23 protein-coding genes and 1 tRNA gene are annotated in these 25,404 nt (G+C 64.2%); 9 read left to right on the plus strand and 15 right to left on the minus strand.

The annotated features are described in order from the left end of the window. Window positions 1-50: 50 nt before the first annotated feature. Complete coding sequence (gene trxB, locus E0473_RS07505; RefSeq protein WP_137680260.1) at window positions 51-1,022, minus strand: thioredoxin-disulfide reductase; 972 nt, start codon at window positions 1,020-1,022, stop codon at window positions 51-53. A 100-nt stretch (window positions 1,023-1,122) separates the two neighbouring features. Then, the gene (locus tag E0473_RS07510) at window positions 1,123-2,013 is read right to left on the minus strand and encodes a helix-turn-helix domain-containing protein (RefSeq protein ID WP_137680261.1); all 891 of its coding nucleotides are present in this window, start codon (window positions 2,011-2,013) and stop codon (window positions 1,123-1,125) included. Between the two features lie 109 nt (window positions 2,014-2,122). On the opposite strand from E0473_RS07510, the gene pobA reads away from it, so the two are divergent. Next, the gene (gene pobA, locus E0473_RS07515; protein WP_137680262.1) at window positions 2,123-3,310 is read left to right on the plus strand and encodes a 4-hydroxybenzoate 3-monooxygenase; all 1,188 of its coding nucleotides are present in this window, start codon (window positions 2,123-2,125) and stop codon (window positions 3,308-3,310) included. A gap of 9 nt (window positions 3,311-3,319) precedes the next feature. Here pobA and E0473_RS07520 read toward each other — a convergent pair whose 3' ends face one another. From E0473_RS07520 to E0473_RS07555, 8 genes are all read right to left on the minus strand, one after another. Continuing rightward, entirely contained in the window at window positions 3,320-3,886 is a 567-nt protein-coding gene (locus tag E0473_RS07520) for a MarR family winged helix-turn-helix transcriptional regulator (RefSeq protein ID WP_137680263.1), read from the minus strand. 67 nt (window positions 3,887-3,953) lie between these two features. Continuing rightward, complete coding sequence (locus E0473_RS07525) at window positions 3,954-4,742, minus strand: hypothetical protein (RefSeq protein ID WP_137680264.1); 789 nt, start codon at window positions 4,740-4,742, stop codon at window positions 3,954-3,956. Between the two features lie 37 nt (window positions 4,743-4,779). After that, window positions 4,780-5,172, minus strand: a complete 393-nt coding sequence (locus tag E0473_RS07530; RefSeq protein WP_137680265.1) for a DUF6152 family protein — start codon at window positions 5,170-5,172, stop codon at window positions 4,780-4,782. A gap of 18 nt (window positions 5,173-5,190) precedes the next feature. Then, the gene (locus tag E0473_RS07535) at window positions 5,191-5,625 is read right to left on the minus strand and encodes a DUF6152 family protein (protein WP_137680266.1); all 435 of its coding nucleotides are present in this window, start codon (window positions 5,623-5,625) and stop codon (window positions 5,191-5,193) included. Further along, complete coding sequence (locus E0473_RS07540; protein ID WP_137680267.1) at window positions 5,618-6,532, minus strand: hypothetical protein; 915 nt, start codon at window positions 6,530-6,532, stop codon at window positions 5,618-5,620. The genes E0473_RS07535 and E0473_RS07540 overlap by 8 nt, the downstream gene beginning before the upstream one ends. Window positions 6,533-6,655: 123 nt before the next feature. Further along, entirely contained in the window at window positions 6,656-9,124 is a 2,469-nt protein-coding gene (locus E0473_RS07545) for a TonB-dependent receptor (protein ID WP_137680268.1), read from the minus strand. 355 nt (window positions 9,125-9,479) lie between these two features. Then, window positions 9,480-9,566, minus strand: a tRNA-Leu gene (locus tag E0473_RS07550). 94 nt (window positions 9,567-9,660) lie between these two features. Next, on the minus strand, window positions 9,661-10,509 hold the full coding sequence (locus tag E0473_RS07555) for an MJ0042-type zinc finger domain-containing protein (protein WP_137680269.1): 849 nt from the start codon (window positions 10,507-10,509) through the stop codon (window positions 9,661-9,663). A gap of 177 nt (window positions 10,510-10,686) precedes the next feature. On the opposite strand from E0473_RS07555, the gene ftsE reads away from it, so the two are divergent. From ftsE to E0473_RS07575, 4 genes are read left to right on the plus strand one after another with little or no spacing between them, the layout of a single operon-like run. Beyond that, window positions 10,687-11,412: a cell division ATP-binding protein FtsE gene (ftsE, locus tag E0473_RS07560; protein WP_137680270.1), complete on the plus strand. Its 726-nt coding sequence runs from the start codon at window positions 10,687-10,689 to the stop codon at window positions 11,410-11,412. Further along, window positions 11,412-12,329 carry a cell division protein FtsX gene (locus tag E0473_RS07565; protein WP_137680271.1) on the plus strand — a complete coding sequence of 306 codons (918 nt, stop codon included), beginning with the start codon at window positions 11,412-11,414 and terminating at the stop codon, window positions 12,327-12,329. The genes ftsE and E0473_RS07565 overlap by 1 nt, the downstream gene beginning before the upstream one ends. Before the next feature lie 10 nt (window positions 12,330-12,339). Beyond that, window positions 12,340-12,867, plus strand: coding sequence for a YdcF family protein (locus tag E0473_RS07570; protein ID WP_137680272.1), 528 nt, complete (start codon window positions 12,340-12,342; stop codon window positions 12,865-12,867). Continuing rightward, window positions 12,864-13,547, plus strand: coding sequence for a lysophospholipid acyltransferase family protein (locus E0473_RS07575; protein ID WP_137680273.1), 684 nt, complete (start codon window positions 12,864-12,866; stop codon window positions 13,545-13,547). Before E0473_RS07570 ends, E0473_RS07575 begins: the two co-directional genes overlap by 4 nt. Here E0473_RS07575 and E0473_RS07580 read toward each other — a convergent pair. After that, the gene (locus E0473_RS07580) at window positions 13,544-14,281 is read right to left on the minus strand and encodes an Nmad3 family putative nucleotide modification protein (protein WP_137680274.1); all 738 of its coding nucleotides are present in this window, start codon (window positions 14,279-14,281) and stop codon (window positions 13,544-13,546) included. The genes E0473_RS07575 and E0473_RS07580 overlap by 4 nt on opposite strands. Before the next feature lie 65 nt (window positions 14,282-14,346). Here E0473_RS07580 and E0473_RS07585 point away from each other — a divergent pair, with 65 nt between their 5' ends. The 4 genes from E0473_RS07585 (at window position 14,347) to E0473_RS07600 (ending at window position 16,841) form a co-directional block, all read left to right on the plus strand. Then, window positions 14,347-15,237, plus strand: a complete 891-nt coding sequence (locus E0473_RS07585) for an MBL fold metallo-hydrolase (RefSeq protein WP_137680275.1) — start codon at window positions 14,347-14,349, stop codon at window positions 15,235-15,237. Between the two features lie 56 nt (window positions 15,238-15,293). Then, the gene (dcd, locus tag E0473_RS07590) at window positions 15,294-15,848 is read left to right on the plus strand and encodes a dCTP deaminase (protein ID WP_119593432.1); all 555 of its coding nucleotides are present in this window, start codon (window positions 15,294-15,296) and stop codon (window positions 15,846-15,848) included. Window positions 15,849-15,879: 31 nt separating this feature from the next. Beyond that, the gene (locus E0473_RS07595) at window positions 15,880-16,485 is read left to right on the plus strand and encodes a nuclear transport factor 2 family protein (protein ID WP_137680276.1); all 606 of its coding nucleotides are present in this window, start codon (window positions 15,880-15,882) and stop codon (window positions 16,483-16,485) included. 65 nt (window positions 16,486-16,550) lie between these two features. Continuing rightward, window positions 16,551-16,841, plus strand: coding sequence for a hypothetical protein (locus E0473_RS07600; protein WP_137680277.1), 291 nt, complete (start codon window positions 16,551-16,553; stop codon window positions 16,839-16,841). A gap of 4 nt (window positions 16,842-16,845) precedes the next feature. On the opposite strand, the gene E0473_RS07605 is transcribed toward E0473_RS07600, so the two are convergent. The 4 genes from E0473_RS07605 to rpoC form a co-directional block, all read right to left on the minus strand. Further along, window positions 16,846-19,020, minus strand: a complete 2,175-nt coding sequence (locus tag E0473_RS07605; protein ID WP_137680278.1) for a TonB-dependent receptor — start codon at window positions 19,018-19,020, stop codon at window positions 16,846-16,848. A gap of 90 nt (window positions 19,021-19,110) precedes the next feature. Further along, the gene (gltX, locus tag E0473_RS07610; RefSeq protein WP_137680279.1) at window positions 19,111-20,445 is read right to left on the minus strand and encodes a glutamate--tRNA ligase; all 1,335 of its coding nucleotides are present in this window, start codon (window positions 20,443-20,445) and stop codon (window positions 19,111-19,113) included. Window positions 20,446-20,486: 41 nt separating this feature from the next. Then, entirely contained in the window at window positions 20,487-20,921 is a 435-nt protein-coding gene (locus E0473_RS07615) for a DNA-directed RNA polymerase subunit beta' (RefSeq protein WP_137680280.1), read from the minus strand. 172 nt (window positions 20,922-21,093) lie between these two features. Continuing rightward, window positions 21,094-25,386 (minus strand): DNA-directed RNA polymerase subunit beta', encoded by a 4,293-nt coding sequence (rpoC, locus tag E0473_RS07620; RefSeq protein WP_137680281.1) that lies wholly within the window; start codon window positions 25,384-25,386, stop codon window positions 21,094-21,096. Between the last annotated feature and the right edge of the window lie 18 nt (window positions 25,387-25,404).

The raw sequence follows: 25,404 nt of genomic DNA on the forward strand, positions 1-25,404 counted from the left end.
AGCCCTTCCCCTTGGGGAAGGGCTTTGCGGAGGGTAAAACAGACTTTCGCCTATTCGGCGGCCTCGGCTTCCTTGGCTGCATATTCGAGCGTGGCGAGGAACCGCTCGGCATCGAGCGCGGCCATGCAGCCGGTGCCTGCCGCCGTCACTGCCTGACGATAGGTGTGATCCATCACGTCGCCTGCCGCGAACACGCCGGGGATCGCGGTCTTGGGCGTGCCCGGTTCCGTGACGAGATAGCCCCCATCGTCCATCTCCAGCTTGCCCTTGAACAGCTCGGTCGAGGGCGCATGGCCGATGGCGACGAAGGCCCCGTCGACCTCCAGCGTGGATTTCTCGCCGGTCACGGTGTCGACGAGGTTGAGGTGATGCAGCTTGCCATCCTCGCCCGCCTCGAAGCTCTCGACCGCCTTGTTCCACAGCGGCGTGATCTTGTCGGAGGCGTGCAGGCGGTCCTGCAAAATCTTCTCGCTGCGCAGTTCGTCGCGACGGTGGATCAGCGTCACATCGTCAGAGTGATTGGTAAGATACAGCGCCTCTTCCACCGCGGTGTTGCCGCCGCCGATCACGGCCACCTTCTTGCCGCGATAGAAGAACCCGTCGCAGGTGGCGCAAGCCGAAACACCCTTGCCGCCCAGCTCCTGCTCGCCCGGAACGCCCAGCCACTTGGCCTGCGCACCGGTGGCGATCACCAGCACGTCGCCGACATATTCATCACCGCTATCGCCCACGGCGCGGAACGGCGAGCCGTTTTCAAGGTCGACCTCGACGATGGTGTCCCACATCATGCGGGTGCCGACATGCTCGGCCTGTTTCTGCATCTGCTCCATCAGCCAGGGGCCCTGGATCACGTCGGCAAAGCCGGGATAGTTCTCGACATCGGTGGTGATGGTGAGCTGCCCGCCGGGCTGAAGCCCCTGCACCACGATCGGCTGCATCCCCGCGCGCGCGCCATAGACCGCGGCGGAATAGCCGGCCGGGCCGGAACCGATGATGAGCATACGGGTGGTGTGGGTGGCCATGTTTTCGAATCCCTTTTCCTTGCGCCCGACCTAGGTCCAGCCCGCAGGCAATTCAAGCAAGCCGCACCGGGCCTTCCCCCAAGCAATTCTGCTGGCGGGGCTAGCCGTGCTTGCGCCCGGCGACACGGACGCGCCACTGTCCGGGCGAGACCCCGCACAGGCGGCGGAAGAAGCGCGAGAAATAGGCCGGGTCGGCAAGGCCGATGCTGGCCCCGATCTCGGCCACGCTCACCGCCGAGAAAGCGAGCAACCGCTGTGCTTCGAGCACGGCGCGCTCGTCGCGGATATGCGTGGGGGAGAGCCCTTGCGCCGCGCAGGCATCGCGCAGCGCTGTCTCGCTGACGCCGAGCGCGCGGGCATAGGCCGCCACCGGCTCGCGCTGGCGATAGCGCTCCTCGACCAGTTGCCGGAACCGTGCCACTAGCCGCACTTGCTTGCCCGATCCGGCGCCGTTCGCGCCAATGCGCTGCGCGCTGCGTGCGGCGCGGACCAGCAGCAGTTGCAGCAGAGCCTGCAGCGCGGCATTTTGTCCAAGTGCCCGCCAGGCGCTTTCCCGTTCGATCTGGGCAATGGCGCTGGCAAGGTCGGCGCATTCGGCAGGCTCCAGCGCCACGGCCCGGGGTGCGGCGAACAGCGGCGCGCCCTCTCGCCACTGATTTAGCACCTGTTCGAGCTGCACCGTGGCGATGGTGACCACCCGCCCCTGCGTGCCCCGCTCCCACGAAAAGCCATGCACGGTTCCGGCCGGAACCACCAGCAAGCTGGGTGCCACGAAGGCCTCTTCCTGCCCTTCGTAGAGCGTCGCGCCGCCGCCTTCGGTGATCAGGATCAGGTGGTTGAGATCGGCGTGGCGGTGGGTGGCAATGCGCCAGCCGTTCGGGCGTGAGCGCACCGCCAGATCCTCGACATGGAGAAAATCCGGGTCCGCCGCGCGCGGCGGCTCTCCATAAAGGAAGAAAGGGGGCGGCAGCTGGGCGTTCACAATGGCCATGTTGCGCCAGTTTCGGCGAAAAGTCCAAGTTGTTTGGCGGATCGTTTCTTGGCTCCCCGGCGCGCCTGTCTAGTCATGCGAGAAAGAACGCGAAAGGATGCCCTCAATCATGAAAACGCCCTTGGTCAGCAAAACTCAGGTCTGCATTATCGGCGCCGGTCCCGCCGGCATGCTGCTCGGCCACCTGCTGCGCGCAGAGGGCGTCGATTGCGTGGTGCTTGAACGCCAGACGCCGGACTATGTGCTCGGACGCATCCGCGCGGGCGTGCTGGAGACGATTACGGTCGCGCTGATGGAGCGGCTCGGGCTCGATGCGCGGATGAAGGCCGAGGGTCTGTGGCACGACGGCTTCAATCTTGCCGATGGCGAGCGGCTGATCCGCATCGACATGGCCGAACTGGTCGGCAAGCGGGTGATGGTCTACGGCCAGACAGAACTCACCCGCGACCTGATGGACGCTGCCCCCGAACGCGGGCTGGAGGTGATCTACGAAGCCAGCAATGCCGCGCTGCACGAGGTCGAGAGCGACGCACCCTACGTCACCTATAGCAAGGACGGCACCGAGCATCGCATCGACGCGCGCTTCATCGTCGGGTGCGACGGCTTCCACGGACCCAGCCGCCAGGCCATCCCGGCCAGCGTGGGCAAGGAATTCGAGCGCGTCTATCCGTTCGGCTGGCTCGGCATTCTGGCCGATGTGCCGCCGTGCAATCACGAGCTGATCTACGCCAACCACGAACGCGGCTTCGCGCTTGCCTCGATGCGCTCGAACACACGCAGTCGCTACTATGTCGACGTGCCGCTGACCGACAAGGTCGAGGAATGGAGCGACGAGCGGCTGTGGGACGAGCTGGCGATCCGCCTGGGCCCCGATGCGGCGGCCCATATCACCCGCGGCCCGGCGCTGGAGAAGAGCATCGCGCCGCTGCGCTCTTACGTCTTTGCGCCGATGCGTCACGGTTCGCTGCTGCTGTGCGGCGACAGCGCGCATATCGTGCCGCCGACCGGAGCCAAGGGCCTGAACCTCGCTGCCAGCGACGTGCACTATGCCGCCGCCGCGCTGACGGAATTCTTCACCAGGTCCAGCAACGAAGGCGTGATCGCCTATTCCGATACGGCACTGGCGCGGGTGTGGAAGTCCGAACGGTTCAGCTGGACGCTGACCAAGCTGATGCACCGCTTCCCCGAGGATGGCCCGTTCGAGCGCGCGATGCAGGTGGCCGAGCTGGACTACATCGCCTCCAGCCGCGCGGCGCAGACCAGCATCGCCGAAAACTACGTGGGCCTGCCGGTCTAGGTTTACGCTCTAGCCGTCGCCGCGCTCGGCCTCGAGCGCGGCCAGCCGTTTTTCCTCGCCCAGCATTGCCTCGGCGCGGAGGATCATCTCCTCGACCAGCCCGCGCAGGACTTCGAGCGAATCGGGTGCGAGCCCCTCGGTCAGCTCGCGGTCGCGATCGATGGCGAGTTCGATCATATCGCGGTGAATACGCTGGCCTTCGGGCGCGAGAGAAATCTCGATTTCCGGGCCGCCGGGCTTGCGGCCGCGCTTGAGCAGGCCGCGCTGAACCAGGCTCTTCACCGCGCGGCTGAGCTGGCCACGATCCTGCCCCAACCGCTCGGCCAGGCCATTGAGCGAGAGCGGCGCATATTCGCCCACCTGCGCCACGATCCACCAGTCGGTCTCGTTCATGCCGAACTGTCGCCGCCGGGCGAGCGTGCCCGAACGGCGCAGCAGGCTGTAGAGCTTGATCATGCGCATCGAGGCAAGCTCGCGCATGAACGCGGAGCGACCGCCGCCGCCGCTATCGTCCTCGTTCGAAGATAGGCCCGCCTGCTCGTCGTCGCTGGCCGATTCTGCTGCTAATTCCGTCATCGGCCCAAAACTAGATGAGCCGATGGTGCGACGCAATGTATAGCGCTGTCAGGCGGGGTGGTGTAGCTTACAGATATAGCGTGTTGCCGTTTTCATCGACCGGATTGCGGTCGTTCTCAGAGCACTGGAACTCGATCAGCGTGCCGTTGCGATCACGGCGGTAGGTCATCGTGACCTCGAACGGCTCGGCAAAGGCCTCCGGGTCTTCCATCCGCATCTCGTTGATCAGGGTGTCGGGATCTTCGGGCGAGAGATATATCCGCTCGGTAAGATGGAACTGGTCCGAATGGCGGCCACCGTCGCCCACTTCGAGCTGGTCGGAAATGCCGATGGTGTCGACCACCAGCCCGCCGTCCTCCCAATGGCCAATCGAATGGCCGTGGTAAGTGGGATCGGGGTCTTCGGGATGCTCGCGACCGTCGGTCCAGATCGTGCGCGTCTGCATCCAGGCTTCCTGGTTGATGGTGACGCGGCCCGGTGTGAACAGGAACTCATAAGGATACTGCGCGAGCTGCATGATGCGCGGCAGGCCGGGTGGCGAGCAGTTCGACCGGTCGAGCCGCTCCACCCCGTTGTTGGCAGCCACTTCGGCGCGCCATGCCTCGCGCGCTTCGTCATACTCGCCCTTGAGCACCGGCTGCGGAGGCGGCCCGCTGCCGGGCGCGCGGCGCTGGAGGAACCAGATCCCGCCCCAGTCGGGCAGCTCATCAAGCGCGGCGTAGTTACCCTTGGGCCAGGGCGCCCCCTCCCCTTCGGTCAGCCCTTCGGGAACGGGCGAGCTGGCCATCTGCGCCGATGCGGGCGGGACAAGGATCAGGGCGATGCAGGCTGCCAGCGCAGCGCGGCGAATACTCATGGGTATGTCTCTCCCCCAGGCCGTGGCCTTATGCCCATCAGCCGACTTCTCCCAGCGTGCTGCCATCGGGCAGGCGCACGCCGACATAGCTCGCCCCGCGCGCGCCCGAGCGCAGCGGGTGGACCCACAGACGGATCTTGTCGCCGGTGCGAAGCGAGGTGCGCCGCCAGCCGCTCTGCACCAGATTGTTGGGGCTGGTCATTTCGATAGACCAACGCTGCGGCGTGCCGTTCTCCTCCACCTCGATGGCGATGAAGGCATGGGGGTTCTGCCAGCGGAACTGCGTGACCGTGGCATCCAGCACCAAGGTCTTCTGCATGTCGAACATCGAATAGGAGTGGTGCGCGCTGGCCGGGATCGCAGCCGGGGAGAGCGCGCCAAGCGTCAGCAGCGGGGCGGCAAGTGGCAGGAGCATTGCAAACTTTTTCATGACCGTGGTTCCCTTGGATCAGAGCTGCGGCACGTTCACGGCCGAGCCGTTTTTCGGCAGGCCGGAATCGAGCACCGTGCCGTCAGCCTTGGTGAGATCGAGAAACAGCCCGCCGGGGCTGCCATTGCGCAGCGGTGCCATGCGCAGGCTGATCGTTTCGCCGGGGCGCAGCGAATTGCGCCGCCAGCCTTGCCGGGTGAGGTTGTTGGGGCTGTTCAGCTCGATCGAATAGCGTTTGGTGCGGCCCTGCGCGTTGCGGGTGTCCAGCTCGATGAAGGCGTGGGGGTTGGTCCACTGGAATTCATGCACGGTGCCCTCCAGCGTCATCACCTTGCGTTGGTCGAACATGGCGAAGCTGTGGTGGGCCAGCGCAGCATGGGGGGCGAGCGCGCCAAGCGCCGTCACCGCCAGAGCTGCACCGGCGCAAGCGGCCAGCGTGAGCTTGTCAGTCATTTGCTGTTCCTTCGATTTCGCTTTGCCCCCGCTCCTCCGCCATCTCGCTGCCGAGTTCTGTGCCGGGCAGGTTTTCGTTGTAGGCGAGGATGCAGTTGCTCTCGTTGATGTCGGTGTAGTCCTGCCGGGTGAAGCGCTTGGTGCTTTTCCACTCGCCTTCCCACATCAGCGGATCGATCAGCTCGTATTCCACCTCCATCACCGTGCCATCCTCGATCAGGCGGATGCGTTCGATGATTTCGAACTGATCGGAAATCGGAATGCCGTGGTCGATGTAATGGTTCGACGGTTCGAGGTACTTGGTGTGGACCACCAGCGTATCGCTCTCGAAATGGCCGATGCTTTCGCCGTTGTAGCCGGGCACGACGAAATCGGGATCGGAGAACTCGCGCCCGTCCAGGAAGATCGTGCGGACCGAATTGTTGAAGCCGGAAATCATGTAGATCGCGGTGGGCAGCTGGATGAAGGCATGGGGCCACACCCGCGTCATGATCATCGGCATCCCCGGCGGGTAACACTGGCCGATCGCGTCGCGATAGGTCTCGTTGCGCGCCTGCGCCTTGGGCGCCTCGATCAGCGCCTCGATCCCCTCGGGGCCGAACTGCGGATAGGGCGGGCCGAACAGATAGTGGGCAAAGCCTTGCGACAGATCGACGAACCATGTGCCGGTCAGATCGAACGGCGGCGCGGGGCGATCCTTGGCAAGGTTTTCCGGGGCGAGCGCACCGAGATAGCCGGGGTGCCTGGGCACCATGCCCTCCAGCCGCTCGGGCGACAGCGGAACGTATTCGCGCGTCACCTCAGGCTGAACGGGAGCGGCTTCATCCTGCGCCACCGCAGGCGAGGCCACCCCAAGGGCCAGCGCAGCGGTAAGCAGGCAGACGGCGAAAGGCTGATTGCGGTTCAAAAGTCTCTCCCGTGATATTGTTGGCACCCTTAAATCACCTTTTTGATAAACTCAATAAGTGGGTCTTGCCGGACGCGAAGGAAATACACACACCCGGCAGGCCCCTCGCTCAACGGCGCTCGGTCAGAAATCGTATTGCAGTGTCAGTCCCACCTCGCGCGGCTTCCCGCGCACCACGAACAGCGCCGAGCGTTCGGGCCGCGAGCCATCGATCTGGATGCGGGTCGGCCCACCACGATCCCAGTAGCCGCCGCCGAAGCGAGTGGCGTAGGTCGCATAGGTGTTGTCGAGCAGGTTGTTGGCAAACACACTGATCGAGACCGGAACATCGTGCGGCTGGAAGCGGATGCGCGCATTGACCAGTTCGATCGCCGGCAGCCGATAGGCAGAATCGCCGGTTTCGCTCGGATGGGTGGCCTGATGGGAGGTGTAGGCATAGCTGGCGTTGAGCGTCAGCTGGCCCGGCCCGATATCGGCTGAATAGTTCGCGCCGACATTATAGGCGAATTCCGGGGGCTCGGGGTAGAGGTTCGGGCCACCGTTCGCGCTCTCATCCTTCAGGTCGTAGCCGGTATAGCCGAACGAGCCATCCAGCCAGAAGTCCTCGGTCAGATAGGCCTGAGCATCGAGCTCGGCCCCAAAGATGTCGATATCGCCCGTGTTGGACACCTCAACCCGGAACCCCGGCGGAAAAGGGCAGTCCGGCTCGCCCGCGCATTGCACTTGGCGCGCTGCCTGGCGGTTCGTCCACTGCATGAAGAAAGCTGTCGGATTGAAGCGCAGGCGGCCGCCGAATGCCTCGATACGCATCCCGGTTTCGTAGCTCACCACCCGTTCGGGATCGATCGGCTGGAGATAATCTCCGCTCTGCTCATCTCCGGGAACTTCGGACAGGATTCCTACACCGCTGTAGGAGCCTGCCTTGTAAGCCTTTGAAACGGTAGCGTACCACATCCAGCGGTCGGTAAGATGGTAGTCGAGCGATCCGCGCCAGTCGATCTCGTCCCAGCTATGGTCGCTCCACACGGTGGTGGAATCCGTCCCCGGTACCGGCGTAAAATCGGCAGATGGAAACTCGGTTTCTTCGTAGTTCTTATAGTCATGCGCATAGCGCAGCCCGCCGGTGAAGTTCAGCCGCTCGGTGATGTGCCAGGTGGCGCTGACGAAGATGCCGATCGAGTCCGATTTCTGCGTGGTCTCGATATCGTCGCGGTGGAACAGACCCGCGTCTGCGTTGCCGTTCGGACGCGGCTGATCCTTGAACGGTCCGCCGCGCGGCGTATCGCTGGTGCCGCGCCGGGTGTTGACCTCGGCATCGCTGAACGACTTCTCGTGGAAGTAGCTGCCGCCGAACACAAGATCGACCGCGCCAGAGAACAGCTCCGCATTCAGTTGCAGCTCCTGATAGATTACCGAGGATTCGATTCCCACATCGCGCTGCTCGGTGCCGAGGAACTGCCAGTCCACCCGGCTTTCGTTCTCCAGCCGTGACACACCCGTGGTGCTGGTGATCGAGGCTGTGGTCGACAGATCGTAAACGAGGTTGGCGCTGCCCTGATAATAGGTGGTGTTGGTGAACTGTTCGCAGGCCTCGTCCCAGTCGGGATCGAAGTCGTCGAGCAGGCAGATGCTCGGCGCGGTAAAGTCATCGATCACGAGGCGCGGATCGTTGTAGGCCGCCAGCCGCTCCTGCCCGTCGGCAATCAGCGCATCGCCCACCCAGTCGGCATAGTTGCCTTGCCAGAAGCCTTCGCCGATGCCGGGCCGCATGTCGAATTCCTCGAACACCTGCGGCGAACTGGTCCCTTCCGAATCCGAATAAACGAAGCCAAGGTCGATCATCAGATCGGAGTTCGCCTCCACGCGCAGGTCTACGCGCCCGATATAGTCCTTGGTCCGCCCCAGATCCTGCGTCCCGCGCTGGACCCAGCCGCCCTGCACCAGCCGCGCCCCCTGCACCCGCATCGCCGCCATCTCGCCCAGCGGGAGGTTAAGCGCGGCCACCACCTCGGAGCGGTCCATGTTGGCGACGGTCGCGCGGACATAGCCTTCGGTCATCCCGAATTCGGGCCGCTTGGTGAAATAGCGGATCGCGCCGCCGGTCGAGTTGCGGCCGAACAGCGTGCCTTGCGGGCCGCGCAGCACCTCCACCCGGTCGATATCGAGCACGCGCAGCACCGAACCGTTGGTGCGCGGGATGTAGATGCCATCGAGATAGAGCCCGACCCCGCGCTCACCCGCCGCGCCTCCGCCGCCGGAGATACCTCGGATCGAGAACTGCGGGTTCGCATTGCCCGAACCGCGCCCGCCGGTGATGTTGAGATTGGGGGTGAAGGTGGCGAGATCTTCGAGATCCTCGATCCCCTTCGCTTCGATCGATTCCTCGGTCACCGCCACGATCGACAGCGGCGTGTCCTGCAGGTTGGTCGCGCGCCGTTCGGCGGTCACCACGATCTCTGTTCCGAAGGCTGGCTGCTGGGCTGCCGCCGCGCCCGATGGCCGCTCTTGGCCGAGTGCCGGGACCGAGAGGCCTGCGACTGCACAAGTGCCGAGCAGGCACGCGCGGGCCCACGCAGAATTGCGATACGCCATGGATACTCCCCCAATGTTTTTCCGGCCCTGATATGATTATTATCGGGATGCCCCACGCTGCCGGGCCTTGGTCAGCGCGACTCGCAGCATACATTTGACAAAATCAAAATAAAGCCTTTTTGACTCTATCAATAAAACTGCGGATTTCTGCCGCTTCGATAGCATCTGGAGAGGGGATGGACGCCCACTTGCGGCACGCCCCGCAATTTTCTCGCGAGCGCAACACAGACGCGTCCACTGCGGACGGCACCAGGTCCACGCTGCACCTTATCGGCCTGCGCAGCCCGTTGGCGCACGCGAACAAGGCCCGGCTTCGCCTGCCGGCAAAGCGATTCTGATTGTTTGGCTGACTGATTGGTGCGGTCGAGAAGACTCGAACTTCCACGGCCTTTCGGCCACAACGACCTCAACGTTGCGCGTCTACCAGTTCCGCCACGACCGCACATCAGGAAGAAAGGGCCGCAGCCCCATCGGGTAGGAGCGCGCCCCTAGCAAAGCCAGATATGCGCTGCAAGCACCTATTCGCAAAGTGCCGTTTATTCCGGCTTCCACCCGATTTCCGCGACACGTGCCGAACGTGGCACATCGGTCACCGCTTCGTTCACGGTCACGCTCTCGCCCGGGGCCAATTGGCGCTTGGGCGGGGGGACTTCCCACGAATAAACGATCCGGTCACGCGCATCGCGCAGCACGATCAATAGCGTAGGCACGGCCTGCTGCTCGGTGCCGATATTGGTAATCGTGCCCGATGCGCCGAAGAACTCGGTGCCGTTAGGCAATTCGCGCCGTTCCTGCTGGTCGGCCGGAAAGTCGATCTGCAGGTCCGGCGGCGACATGGCGAATGTCGGTCGGTTGACCGGCACCCATTCGGGCAAGCCATAGAAGCTCACCGCCACGATCAGTCCGGCTGCCACCAGCGCGAAGATGCCGGCGGCCCAGCTCCACATCCGCAAGGGATTGCGGCGGCGGCGAAAGGGTGGCTGGCGATCGTATTGCGAGGTCTCGCTCTCGCCGTATGCAGCCGCAACAACCGGCGGCACCGCAACGCGCGCGGCGGGCTTTTCAGCAAAGCCCGGCTCATCCTCGTAGACAGCAGCGGCGGCGGGGGCTGGCGCGGGCGCAGGTTCAGGCTGCGATTCGGGCTCGGTGGTCGTTTCCGCTGGCGGTGCTGCTTCGCTCGCAGGCTCCGCGTCCTGTGGAGCGAGCGGCGCGGGCGATGATGGGGCGGGCGATGCTGGTGACAGCGCATCGTCCACGAACTGCTCCGGCCCGTCCTGGAACCAGCTCTGCCGGCACTTCGCGCAGCGCACGGTTCGCCCGTCGATGCCGATGGCATCGTCCGGCACCGCATAGCGCGTGGAGCAGGCAGGGCACTGGATAATCATCGAACTGTTTTAACTCACATCCAATTCGTCCTCATACACCGCATTGGCTTGATGTGGCCAGCGTGCAAGGGCAGGCCGCCCCGTGGCTGCGTTTTTCCACAAGCGCCGGTCGAAAATCTCTTCCCCTGCGCGCCAATCACCCTTCCCGTTTACGCGCCCTTCCCCTAGCTAGCGGGCATGGGCACGGGCGCGGGATCGATCGTCGAATTCGACAATGTCGGGCTACGCTATGGCACCGACCGCGAAGTGCTGTCCGATGTCTCGTTCACGCTCTATCCCGGCAGCTTCTATTTCCTCACCGGCGCCAGCGGCGCGGGGAAGACCTCGATGCTCAAGCTGCTCTATTGCGCCCAGCGCCCCTCGCGCGGGGTTGTGCGCATGTTCGGCAACGACATGATCACGCTGCCGCGCCACCGCCTGCCCGATGTGCGCCGCCGGATCGGCGTGGTGTTTCAGGACTTCCGCCTCGTCCCCCATCTGAGCGCGTTCGACAATATCGCCCTGCCGCTTCGCATCGCCGGGATGAGCGAGCGCGAGATTACCAAGCCCGTGGCCGACATGCTCGAATGGGTCGGGCTCGACCACCGCGCCGATGCGCATCCCGCCACGCTTTCGGGCGGAGAACAACAGCGCGTTGCCATCGCCCGCGCGGTGATCGCCCGGCCCGAAATTCTGGTGGCCGACGAGCCGACCGGCAACGTCGACCCGGAAATGGCCGTGAAACTGCTGCGGCTGTTCGAGGCGCTGAACCGGCTCGGCACCACGGTGGTGGTGGCCACCCACGATGTTCACCTGCTGCGCAAGGTGCCCGATTCGCTGATCATGCGGCTCGACAAGGGGCGGCTGTCCGATCCCACCGGCGCGCTGCGTTATCCGCCGCGCCGCGAACGGGAGGCGAACTGATGCTGGCGCGGCTGTTCGACGGTGCGGCCCGGCTGGTGCCCGGCGAGGCGGCGCGGCTGTTGCCGCAGGCGCGGATCGGCGGGCCGATGCCATGGGTAATCGCGATCATGGTCGCGCTCACCGTGATCTCCGCCGCCGCCGCGCTGGCGCTCGACAATGTGGCCGAGAATGCGCGCGCCGAGATCGCGGGCGGGATCACCGTGCAAGTGGTGGAAGGTGCGCCGGGCGAACGCGCCCGCCAGACGCAGGCCGCGCTCGCCGTGCTCGAGGCCGACCCGCGCGTGACCGAGGTGCGCCAGGTGCCGCAGGAGGAGCTGTCGCAATTGCTCGAACCGTGGCTGGGCGCGGGCACTCTTGAAGACGAGGCGCTGGCCACGCCGAGCCTGATCGACGCCCAGCTCGATAACGAGGTCACCGCGCCGGTGCTGCGCGACTTGCGGGCCAAGCTGGAACCGATCGCCCCGGCGGCGCAGGTCGATGCCCAGGCGAACTGGCTGGGCCCGGTGTTCGATGCGATGCGCAGCCTCAAGCTGCTGGCACTGGGGCTGGTGGCGCTGCTCGCGCTGACGGCGGCGGCGGCCGTGTGGCTGGCCGCGCGCACGGCGCTGGGCAGCAACGGCGACACCATTGAGGTGATCCACCATCTCGGCGGCACCGATGGCCAGATCGCCGCCATCTTCCAGCGCTCGGTCGGGATCGATGCGTTCATCGGCGGGATCGCCGGGTTGCTGCTTGGGCTGGCGGCGGTGATGCTGCTCGGCGCGCAGTTCGCCGCGCTCGGCTCCGGGCTGGTGGCGGGCGGCGGGCTGTCGCTCGGCGACTGGGGGCTGTTGCTGGCCGTGCCGCTTATTGCGCTGGTGCTGGCCATGATTACCGCGCGCGCCACGGTGCTGGCGGCCTTGCGGCGCAAGCTATGAGGCAGGCCCGATGATCCGGCGGTTGATCGCTTTTGTGCTGCTTGCCTGGCTCGGCGGCTTCGTATGGTTTGCAGGCGTGTTGCCGCAGCCCGACAGCGCCGCGCGCGGCGATGCGGTGGTGGTGCCCACCGGCAGCGGCGGACGTATTGCGCGCGGGCTTGAGCTGCTGCGGGCAGGGACGGTCGATCAGATGCTTGTCACCGGGGTCGATGCGGCGGTGAAGGAAAAAGAGTTCGAGGCCGAGTACGGGGTCGATCACGCTTTGATGGAATGCTGCATTACACTGGGATATATCGCGGTCGACACGCGCGGCAATGCGCTCGAAACAGCGGACTGGGTGGCGGCGCACGATCAGGACTCGCTGGTGCTGGTGACCGCCGACTGGCACATGCGGCGCGCGGCGCTGGAACTGGCCGCGCAACTGCCGAGTGGCATCGTGATCGCGCGCGACGCGGTCCGCTCCGAGGCGAGCCTGTGGACCTTCTTCCTCGAATACAACAAGTTCCTGGTTGCCTTCGTAGTGGCCCCGTTCCGATGATCTATCTGCGCAACATCGCCTTTTATGCCGCCTTTTACGGGGGATCGGTGTTGTTCGTGATGGCGGCCGTACTGGTGAGCTATCTCGACCGGCCCAAGGCTTTGCGCGTAATCTGCGATAGCTGGGGGCGCTGGCACCGGCGCTGTCTGCCCCTTATCGGCGTCCGTGTGGTGGAAACCGGCCAGCGGCCCGAGGGGCTGGCCTTCTACGCCGTAAAGCACGAGGCCTTTGCCGAAGCCATCGAAATGCCGGTGATCTTCGAATATCCCGCAGGCCTCGCCAAGGCCGAGCTGTATTCGATCCCCGGCTGGGGCCGGGCGGCGCGGCTTTATGGCATTATCGAGGTGCGCCGCGATGCCGGGGCCAGCGCCTTGCGCAGCATGATGAAGGAAACGAAGGCGGCGCTGGCACAGGGCCGGCCAATCGTCATCTTTCCCGAGGGCACCCGCGTTCCTCACGGCGTGCGCGGGCCGCTGCAATCGGGCTTTGCCGCGCTTTACAAGATGCTGAAGCTGCCGGTGGTGCCGGTGGCGGTCGATTCCGGGCCGATCTACCAGCGCACGTGGAAGCAGCCGGGCACGATCACGCTGCACTTCGGCGAGCCGATTCCCCCGGGCCTGCCGCGCGAGGAGATCGAGGCGCGCGTGCTCGACGCAATAAACTGCCTCAACAGCGATTAGGCGTCCATCTCGGCCACAAGGGTTTCCACCCAGCGCCGGGCATCGTCCCGCTCGCCCACATCGGCGACAAATTCCTGCCCGCGCGCGACGCTTTTGAGCTGTCCCGGCATGGTCCAGCGCTCCGGCTTATGATGATAGGACAGGCCCACTTCGCCCAGCCATTCGGGCACCCGCCAATTGGTGGGCGAAGCACCCTCCTCAGTCAGTCGCAGGGCATCGCTGGCGCGCGACGCCTGCCCACCGCGCCCAAGGTAGAGCGTGTCGTTGCCATTGCTGGCGTGCAGAGCCAGCGCGTGCGGGAAGCCCAGTGCGGCAAGCTCGGCTTTCCGGGCGGAATCCATCGTCGCGAGCGGCAGCACCTCCTCCACCCGCAGAAAGCCGAACAGCCGGTGATGCGGCTTGCCCGCCTCCTCGCGGAACAAGCCGAAGAACAGGAACACATCGCCTGCCCCCACGCCACGGTTGGCAAGATGCGTCTGCGCCGCGCCGCACTGGCCCAGCAGCACCTGACCATCGTCGCGAAACATCGGATCGTGATGGCACAGGCTCTCGGCCCCGAGGCGGCCCCGGCTCGCCTTCGCCGCATGGTCCCCCAGCCCCAGCGCGCCATAGGTCGTGTGCGAAAGGCCCGCGCCCGCCGGGATCGGCAGGGTTACCGGCCTCCCCGCGACAATCGGCGATGGCCCGCCGCCCGAGGCGCTGTCAAAACCCTTGCGGCTGAACACGATACGCATGGCAATGCCCCTAGCCTGCCCTGCCCCCGCGCGATAGCATCGCGGGCAAAACGGGAGAGAGACCGATGAAGCCGATCGAGCTTGGCCGGATGCGCGTGCACAAGGTCCACGAGATGGACAGCCCCACGCCGCTGCTGATGAACCTGCCCGGCGTCACTGCCGAGGACATTGCCCGGATGCGCCGCTGGTACGATGCACCAGGCGAAATCCATCCCGATCCCGAACAGTGCCTGATGACCTTCGGCGTTCACTCCTGGATGATCGAGCTCGATGGCAAACGCATCCTCGTCGACGCCTGTGACGGCAACCACAAGAACCGCTCGATCGAAGCCGTGCACCAGCTCAACACCGATTACCTCGGCAATCTCGCGCGGGCGGGGTTCCAGCCGGAGGACATCGACATGGTCATGTGCACGCACCTGCACTTCGATCACATCGGCTGGAACACGCGGCTCGAAAACGGGCGCTGGGTGCCGACTTTCCGCAACGCGCGCTATGTCTTCGGCCAGCGCGACTACGACTATTTCAAGGCCAATCCCGAAGGCGAGGCGGTACACTTCGAGGCGTTTCAGGATTCGATCCTGCCGGTGATGGAAGCCGGGCAAGGCGAGCTGGTCGAGGCCGACTTCTGCGCCCATCGTGAGATCGGCAACGGGGTCTGGCTCGAACCTGCCTTCGGCCATTCGCCGGGCAATGTGATCGTCAACGCGCAGGCGGGCGGGGCTCCGGCGATATTCTGGGGCGACGTGATCCACCACCCGATCCAGATGATCCGCTTCGACCTGCCCTTCGCCTTCGACGCCGACCCGGTCACTGCCAGCCGCGTGCGGCAGGAGGTGATGGCGCGCGCTGCCGACGAACAGATCATGTGCTTTCCCGCTCACTTTCGCGGCACCAGCGCCGGGCGTGTGAAGCGCGATGGCGAGCATTTTCGGTATGAGTGGGTGCGCGAATAGGGGGTAAAAATCACACTGCCCTTGCCTGCCCGGGCGCAAACGGGAATCCCTCACGCATGGCAATTCTTTCGGACAAATGGATTCGCGACAAGGCGCTGAACGAGGGCATGATCGAGCCCTTCGTCGAAGCGCAGCGGCGCGATGGCTGCATCTCCTACGGGCTTAGCTCGTTCGGTTACGACGCGCGCGTCGCGCCCGAGTTCAAGATTTTCACCAACGTCAATTCGGCGGTGGTCGATCCCAAGGACTTCGACGGCGACAGCCTCGTCGACCGCGAGACCGAGGTCTGCATCATCCCGCCCAACTCCTTCGCGCTGGCGCGCACGGTAGAATATTTCCGCATCCCGGAAGACGTGCTGGTGATCTGCCTCGGCAAGAGCACCTATGCCCGCTGCGGGATCATCGTGAACGTAACCCCGCTCGAACCGGGTTGGGAGGGCCACGTCACACTTGAATTCTCGAACACCACCCCGCTGCCGGCGAAGATCTATGCCAACGAAGGCGCGTGTCAGTTCCTGTTCCTGCAGGGCAACGAACGTCCCGAGGTCACCTATGCCGACCGGGCGGGCAAATATATGGGCCAGCGCGGAGTAACGCTACCGCGGCTCTGATCGGCAGACACAACTGGGAGGAGAAAAGCACATGGCCAGCCAACCGACGATGGGCGAGCTTCTCGACCGGATCGAGAAACTGGAAGCGCGCGCGCTCGCAGCCGAGGATTACCGCGAGGTCATGAACCTGCAGGCCGCCTATGGCTACTATGTCGACAAGGGGATGTGGGACAAGGCGGCAGACCTTTTCGCGCAAGACGGCACGCTCGAGATTGCCGGGCGCGGCGTCTATGTGGGGCAGGACCGTGTGCGCGAATATCTGCACCACCTGCCGCCCTATCAGGACGGCACGATCTACAACCACATGCAATTGCAGCCGGTGCTGCATATCGACAGCGAAGCAGGCACGGCCAAAGGCCGCTGGCGTACGCTGATGATGGTCGGCTTTCGCGGCGGTGAAGGGCGCTGGGGCGAAGCGACTTACGAGAACGCCTATGTCCGCGAGGATGGGCGCTGGCGCATTGCCAGCTTGCACGGGATCATCAATTTCTACTGCGAATACGATGAGGGGTGGCATCGCGGAGGTGTCGCGCTGCTCCGCTCGACCGATGGCCTCCAGCCCGACCTGCCGCCCAGCTTCGAATACGAAGCCCATCCCAAGGCCGTAATCGCGCCCTTCCATTACGACGAGGTATAGCGGCCCGCTTCCCGGAAACCGAAGCTGCCGTTCGGCGTTCATCCCTCCAATCAAGGAGTTGTCCGATGAGCGAAGAACGTACCACCATCACCACCGACGAGGCTGGCAATACGCACAGCCATACGACCACCTATGTCCGCGACGATGCGCCGCGTTCCTCAAGCAGTGGCGTATGGGTAATCGCGGTGCTTGTCTTGGCGGCCCTGTTGATTGGCGGCTTGTTTCTCACGCAAATGAGCAACGCCGAAGTAGCCAAGGACAATGCCGTTGCCGAGGCCGCCAACTCTGTAAGCGGTGCCGCCGATCAGGTCGGCGACACCGTCAAACAGGTGGGCGATTCGGTCACTAACGAGTAGGCGTTTAGAAGCTCACCCGGGCGCTAAGCTTGACATTGCGCCCGGCGAGCGGAGTATATTCCTTCGTGAAGCTGGTGTGGCGGCGACCTTCGACATCAAAGATGTTGTCCACCTGCGCCAGCACGGTGAGGTTCTCGTTGCCCTCGAAAGGATGCCAGGCGACCGAGGCGTTGACGAAGGTAAAGCCGTCTGTCGGGCGCTCGTGTTCGGAAACGCGATCCTGCTTGGCATAGGCTTCAACCTCGCCGCGGATGTCGAAGTGGCCAACCTGAGCTTCGAGCGCGGCGAGACCGCTAAGCGGCGGAATGCGCGGCACGGGGCTGCCGTCGTCGAGCGTCGCGCGGACATAGTCGCCGCGTAGATCGGCGAGCAGCTGGAAGCCGTCGTTGTCGATCAGCGGCACCCTGACCTGCCCCTCGACACCGAATTGCTTGGCATCCTGCTGCAAGAAATTGAACACTTCCAGCCCGTCGATAGGCTCGACGTCGGCCTCGTCCAGATAGATGAAGCCATCGAACCAGGTGTGATAGACCGAGGCGCTGACCAACGCGCGCCCGATTGACCCGCGGATATAGCCTTCAAGCCCCCAGGCCCTTTCGGTGGTCAGCGACGCATCGCCGATTTCGTAGGCCTGCGTTGCCACATGCGGGCCATCGGCCACCAGTTCCTGCGCAACCGGCGCGCGTTCGGCACGCGATCCGTTGATACCGATGCGCAGATCATCCTCAAGCCCTTCGAGCAGGGCATAGGAGACACCTGCCGAAGCAGAGAACGCATCGAAATCGCGCGTGAGGTTGGTGCCATCGGCAAAGTCAACGTCGACACCCGAATGTTCATAACGAGCGCCGGCCTGCAGGCCCAAGGCGCCGATGTCGTACTGCTGCACCGCAAACAGCGCCCAGTTCTCGGTGGTGTTGGGGGCAACGAAGGCTTCCTCGCCATCGGCCGCGAAATCGACGTTTGAATATTGCATCCCGATCGAACCACCCCAGCCGTTGCGGTTGGACTGGACGAACTCGACCCGGCCTTCGACGCCTTCGACATCGAACTTCGTACCCGTCTCGGTGCCTTCGAATTCGGTGTGGGTATAGTCGGAATAGCCGAACTTGGCCTGGACCAGATCGAAGAAGCCTTCGCCAAGGTCGATGGCACCGCGCGCATCGACGCGGGTCCGCTTCATGCCGATGGAAACGGGGCCTTCCTCTTCGTGGCCCTCTTCCTCGCCTTCCTCGCCCTCTTCATGCTCTTCAGCATGAACGTGGCCCACACCGGGCAAGCCGGGAATGCCATAGGTCGTGTCGTAATAGTCGGCGGAGACACCGAACATGTTCTGGCCCGAGTGCCAGGCAAGCCCAGCGCCCGCGGTGGAGGTTCTGGTGAAGCTGTTGGGCAACACGCCCTGAGCATTGGCCCCTTCGCGGAACTCTTCCGCCTCGTCGAGATGGCCCTCTTCTTCCTCTTCGTCAGCAGCGTCGAGCAACTGGGCACGCAAGGCGGGCGTGGCGACATAGCCGGGAATATCGAGATCGTCGGTGTAGCGATGCGAGCCATCGATATGGAAGGCGAGTTCGCTGCTCAGCCGCCAATCGATAGAAGCGCCTGCTTCCACACGGTCGCTCGCGCTGTCGAAGCCGACAAGACCATCGAAATGCACCGGCTCATCGGGAATTGATGGCGGGATGCGCTTGGTAATTACGTTAACCGCGCCGCCGATCGCCTGGCTGCCATACAGCAGCGCGGCAGGGCCGCGCAGCACTTCGATCGAACTGGCGATCAGCGGATCGACCGTTCCCGAGTGATCGTCGGACACTGCCGATGCGTCGATCGAGCCGACGCCATCGGTCAACACGCGAATACGCTCGCCCGAAAGGCCGCGCAGGATCGGGCGCGAGGCCCCTGGCGCAAAGCCCGAGGTCGAAACGCCGGGCAGCTTGTCAATGGTATCGCCGATCTGGCTTTCGAGATCGCGCTGCAGCGCATTGCCTTCCAGCACCGAGGTGCCCGCCAGCACATCCAGCCGCTCAAGCCCCGCCGCGCTGACCACGATGGTGTCACGGCCAACATCGCGATTGTGGAAGTCGTCGCGTGCTGTTTCGTCAGCAGTGTCGGTATTTTGTGCCAGCACGGGGGCGGCAAGGCTGGCGGCGGTGAGAAAGAGGGCTAGCCGGAAGGACTTCATGAGATCTCGCTTGGGTTAATGTGATGCTATAACATCGCGACATACCCAAAACAGACGCTGTTGCAAGTCTCCTTGGTTTGCGTTTGCGAACTAGCGTTGCACTTTTGCTGCACTTGCGAGGCGAGCGCGGGTGGCCTCTTCCCCGATCAGCGGCAACAGCGCTGCCATCTCCGGCCCTTGCGCAAGGCCGGTAAGTGCTTGCCGCAGGGGAAGAAACAGCGCCTTGCCCTTGCGCCCCGTCTCGGCCTTGAGCGCTGTGGTGAGATCCGCCCACGGCGTTTCGCTCCAAACCAGAAGCTCGGCAGCACGGGCGAGAAAGTCGCGGTCCTCATCGTTCAAAGGACCGGGCTCGACCGGGCCGGTCACCACATTCCACCAATCGGCCGCCTCGGCCACGGTGGCGATATTGGGGCGAATCGCCAGCCATCCCGCTTCACCCATGCCCTCGGGCAGTCGCTCGCGCACCTCGGCAAAGGGCAGCTGGTGGACGATACCGTGGTTGATCCGGGCCAGCTCCACCTCTTCGAACCGGGCCGGGGCGCGCCCGAAAGTGGAAAGATCGAAAGTGGCGAGCAGCTGCGTCCGGTCCGCCAGCGGTTCGACCGGCAGGCTGGTGCCGAGCCGCGCCAGCAGGGCGACCAGTGCGGCGGGTTCGATCCCCTGCTCGCGGAACGCATCGCAGCCGAGAGAGCCGAGCCGCTTGGACAGCTTTCCCTCGCTGCCCACCAGCAGCGCCTCATGCGCGAAGGCAGGCGGCGTGACGCCGAGCGCGGTGAACATCTGGATTTGCGTGGCGGTGTTCGAGACATGGTCCTCGCCGCGCAGCACCTGCGTCACCCCCATGGCGATATCGTCGATGCAGCTCGGCAGCATGTAAAGCCACGAGCCATCGGCGCGGCGGATAACCGGGTCGGACAGCAGCGCTGCATCGAATTTCTGCGCTCCGCGCACGCCGTCATCCCAGGCAATCGGCTCTTCATGATCGAGCTTGAAGCGCCAGTGCGGGGCGATCCCTTCAGCTTCCTTCGCGGCGCGTCCGGCTTCGCTCAGCGCGAGCGCAGCGCGGTCGTAAATCGGGGGCAATCCGCGGCCGAGCTGGATTTTGCGGCGAACTTCCAGCTCCTGCGCGGTCTCGTAACAGGGATAGACGCGGCCCGCCGCGCGCAGCCGCTCAAAGGCCTCCTCGTAAATTGGCAGCCGCGCGCTCTGACGCTCTTCACCATCGGGCACCAGCCCCAGCCAGGCGAGATCGGCCCGGATCGCCTCGACATGTCCCTCCTTCGAGCGGGCCTGATCCGTGTCGTCGATCCGCAGCAGGAATTTGCCGCCGTCACGTTTGGCGAGCATCCAGTTGTGGAGCGCAGTGCGGATATTGCCGACATGAAGGCGGCCAGTGGGCGAAGGGGCAAAGCGGGTAGTGGTCATCGCTCCGCGCTATAGCGCCTCGCGCGGTCGAGGCCACGGCCTCATTGCAAATGTGCGACCATCACCGTGGTTCGATCGTACAGTTCCTCGTGGCGATCGGTGCGGACGAACCCATCGAGCACGGCGCTGAACTCTTCTCTACGACCGGTCGCGGCGCAGTCGGCCATCAGCGCCAGCGTCATCTCGTCGGGGCTGAGCACGCAGCAACAAGGCCGCATCACCTGGACGTCCTCCGGCCAATAAGCGCCGACCAGATTTGCAAAGTGAACGAAAACGCGGGCCGTCGTCACATCGCCCAGCCGCCGGGTCAATTCCACCAGCGGATCGCGTCCGGCCCGCGCGCAGACCGCGATCAGGCGCGTGGCGGAGATGGTGCGCAACGCCGTCCACGACAGGCTCGCAAGCGGAACCGGCTGGCCAAGGCGGGCGACGCGTTCGACAGTGGCGGCGTTGGCGGAGGATGGGGTGTTCGGCATAGCGGTCTCCTGCGAATGATTCGCAGCGATACTATCGAACCTCACCTTCGATGCAATGCGAATGATTTGCATTAGTTGTTGAAGGCCGAATATTTTCTAGCCCTGGCGCAAAGAAAAAGCCCCGCCGGATCGCTCCGGCGGGGCTTTTCGATGGTTCAGCGATGCCCGCGGCTTATTTGTCGTCAGCCGCTTCAGGGTTCAGGTACTCGCCCGCGTCGGCATCGGTTCCGTGGGTCTCGCCCTCGACCGAGGCCAGCACGTCGTCACCCAGATCGTCAGCCGGATCGCGCGCGAGTTCTGCCGCGTGCTCTTCGGCTGCAGTATCGGCGGCGACCAGCGCTTCCTGCATCTTCTTGTACTGCGCACGGATCGCAGCGTCGCGGCTGGAGGCCGCCACGCGGACGCGGTTCATGCCCGCACCCGTGCCCGCCGGGATCAGGCGGCCCACGATCACGTTCTCCTTGAGGCCGATCAGCGAGTCCTTCTTGCCCTCGACCGAGGCCTGGGTGAGCACACGCGTCGTCTCCTGGAACGAAGCCGCCGAGATGAACGAGCGGGTCTGCAGCGAGGCCTTGGTGATGCCGAGCAGGATCGGAACACCCTGCGCCGGATCCTTGCTCTTGCCGAGCTTGGAGTTGACCTCGAGCATTTCCTCGTAGTCGACCTGTTCGCCCGGCAGCAGCGTGGTGTCGCCGCCGTGGGTGATCTCGACCTTCTGCAGCATCTGGCGAACGATCACCTCGATGTGCTTGTCGTTGATCTTCACACCCTGCAGTCGATACACTTCCTGGATCTCGTTCACGAGATACTCGGCCAGTGCCTCCACGCCCATTACGTCGAGAATGTCGTGCGGGTTGGGCGAGCCCGAGATCAGGGTGTCGCCCTTCTTCACGAAGTCGCCTTCCTGAACGTCGATCACCTTCGTCTTCGGCACCAGGTACTCGACCGGATCGCCCTCTTCCGGAACGATCGCGATCTTGCGCTTGGCCTTGTAGTCGCGGATGAACTCCATCCGGCCCGAGATCTTGGCAATCACCGCCGCGTCCTTCGGGATGCGGGCTTCAAACAGCTCGGCAACACGCGGCAGACCGCCGGTGATGTCACGCGTCTTCGAAGCTTCGCGCGAGGCACGCGCCAGAATGTCACCGGCGATCACTTCCTGACCATCTTCGACCGAGAGCGTCGTGCCCGGAGCCAGCATGTACCGTGCTGCCTCAGACTCGTCGCCCGCCTCGTTGAACAGGGTCAGACGCGGACGCAGGTCTTCCTTCTTGGAGCGACCGGCGGCGCGATACTCGATGACCACGCGCTGGGCGATGCCAGTGGCGTCATCCATGCGCTCTTCGAGCGTCTTGCCTTCGAGCAGGTCCTGATAGCGAACCACACCCGCCGTTTCGGTGATGATCGGCAGTGAGAACGGATCCCACTCAGCCAGACGATCGCCTTCCTTGACCTCGGCCCCATCCTCGAACTTGAGTTCGGTACCGTAAGGCACGCGGTGGATGGCGCGCTCGCGACCTTCCGGATCGACCACGACCATCTCGCCGTTGCGGGCCAGCGACAGACGACGACCGCGCTTGTCGGTGATGGTCGGCATGTCGCGATAGACGACCTTACCGTCCGAGATCGATTCGAGGTGCGAGGTCTCGTTGACCTGCGCCGCGCCGCCGATGTGGAACGTACGCATGGTCAGCTGAGTGCCCGGCTCACCGATCGACTGCGCAGCGATCACGCCAACAGCCTCGCCGATGTTCACCGGCGTACCGCGAGCAAGGTCACGTCCGTAGCAGGTAGCGCAAACGCCCTGTTCGGCCTCGCAGATCAGCGGGCTGCGAATCTTCGCAACCTGCACTTCGGCTGCTTCAATCTCGGCCACCATCGGCTCGTCGAGCAGGGTGCCGGCCTTGACGATCACTTCGCCGGTCGCCGCGTTCACCAGATCCTCGGCCAGGGTACGGCCCAGGATACGCTCGCCCAGCGAGGCAATTACGCTGCCGCCCTGAACGATGGCACGCATGTCGAGCGCGTTATCGGTCTTGCAGTCCTCGACGACGATCGTGCAGTCCTGCGACACGTCGACCAGACGGCGGGTCAGATAACCCGAGTTCGCCGTCTTCAGTGCGGTGTCGGCCAGGCCCTTACGGGCGCCGTGGGTCGAGTTGAAGTATTCAAGAACGGTCAGACCTTCCTTGAAGTTCGAGATGATCGGCGTCTCGATGATCTCGCCCGACGGCTTGGCCATCAGGCCGCGCATACCGGCCAGCTGCTTCATCTGCGCGGGCGAACCACGCGCACCGGAGTGGCTCATCATGTAGATCGAGTTGATCTGCGCCTCGCGGCCGTGCTCGTCCTTCGGCGTCGCCCGGATCTCGTCCATCATGGCAGCCGCCACCTGATCACCGCAACGGCTCCAGGCGTCGATTACCTTGTTGTACTTTTCCTGCTGAGTGATGAAGCCATCCTGATACTGCTGCTCGTAATCGGCCACCAGCGTCTTAGTTTCCTCGATCATCCCTTCCTTGCTGTCGGGAATGATCATGTCATCCTTGCCGAACGAGATGCCGGCCTTGAACGCGTGGCGGAAGCCCAGCGTCATGATGGCGTCGGCGAACAGCACCGTGTCCTTCTGCCCGGTGTGGCGATAGACCTGGTCGATCACCTCGCCGATGTCCTTCTTCGTCAGCAGCTTGTTGACGAAGTCGAACGGCACCTTGTGGCTCTTGGGCAGGCACTCGGCGATCAGCATACGGCCCGGCGTGGTTTCCACGCGCGCCATGTACTGCTTGCCCTTCTCGTCGGTCTGCGGAACGCGGGTGGTGATCTTCGAGTGATAGGTCACCGCACCCACGTGCAGCGCCTGATGCACCTCGTCGATATCGGCCAGCACCTTGCCCTCGCCCGGCTCGCCTTCGCGGTCCATCGAGAGATAGTACAGGCCCAGCACCATGTCCTGCGAAGGCACGATGATCGGCTTGCCGTTGGCGGGCGAGAGGATGTTGTTGGTCGACATCATCAGCACGCGCGCTTCGAGCTGGGCTTCCAGCGAAAGCGGCACGTGGACGGCCATCTGGTCACCGTCGAAGTCGGCGTTGAAGGCCGAGCAGACGAGCGGGTGCAGCTGGATCGCCTTGCCTTCGATCAGCACAGGCTCGAAGGCCTGAATGCCAAGACGGTGAAGCGTCGGTGCGCGGTTGAGCATCACCGGATGTTCGCGGATCACTTCATCCAGGATGTCCCAGACTTCCTTGCGCTCCTTCTCGACCCACTTCTTGGCCTGCTTCAGGGTCATCGAAAGACCCTTGGCATCGAGGCGGGCGTAGATGAACGGCTTGAACAGCTCGAGCGCCATCTTCTTGGGCAGGCCGCACTGGTGCAGCTTCAGTTCCGGCCCGGTCACGATGACCGAACGGCCCGAATAGTCGACGCGCTTGCCGAGCAGGTTCTGACGGAAGCGGCCCTGCTTGCCCTTGAGCATGTCGCTGAGCGACTTGAGCGGACGCTTGTTGGCGCCGGTGATCACACGGCCACGGCGGCCGTTGTCGAACAGCGCATCGACCGATTCCTGCAGCATCCGCTTTTCGTTGCGCACGATGATGTCGGGCGCGCGCAGCTCCATCAGGCGCTTCAGGCGGTTGTTACGGTTGATCACACGGCGATAAAGATCGTTCAGATCCGAGGTCGCGAAGCGGCCACCGTCGAGCGGCACCAGCGGGCGCAGTTCCGGCGGAATGACCGGCACGACTTCGAGGATCATCCACTCGGGGCGGTTGCCCGAATCGATGAAGCTCTCGACAACCTTGAGGCGCTTGATGATCTTCTTGGGCTTGAGCGTCGACTTGGTGGTCTCCAGCTCTTCCATCAACGCATCGCGTTCGGCCTCGAGGTCGAGGTCCATCAGCATGGTGCGCACGGCTTCCGCGCCGATGCCGGCGGAGAAGGCGTCTTCGCCATACTCATCCTGCGCATCGAGCAGCTCGTCTTCCGTGAGGAGCTGGAACTTCTCGAGCGGGGTCAGGCCCGGCTCAATCACGATGTAGCTTTCGAAGTAGAGCACGCGCTCAAGCTGCTTGAGCTGCATGTCGAGCAGCAGGCCGATGCGCGAAGGCAGCGACTTGAGGAACCAGATGTGCGCAACCGGCGCGGCCAGTTCGATGTGTCCCATGCGCTCACGGCGGACCTTGGTCACGGTGACTTCGACGCCGCACTTCTCGCAGACGACGCCCTTGTACTTCATGCGCTTGTACTTGCCGCACAGGCACTCGTAGTCCTTTACGGGTCCGAAGATGCGGGCGCAGAACAGGCCGTCACGCTCGGGCTTGAACGTGCGGTAGTTGATCGTCTCGGGCTTCTTGATCTCGCCGAACGACCACGAGCGAATGCGCTCGGGGCTCGCGATGCCGATCTGAATCTGGTCGAAGGTTTCAGGCTTGGCCAGCTGGTTGGTGAATTTGGTCAGTTCGTTCATTTCTCAGTTCCCTTGAGA

It is taken from the genome of Aurantiacibacter suaedae, from assembly GCF_005434915.1.
GTDB classification, from domain to species: domain Bacteria; phylum Pseudomonadota; class Alphaproteobacteria; order Sphingomonadales; family Sphingomonadaceae; genus Alteraurantiacibacter; species Alteraurantiacibacter suaedae.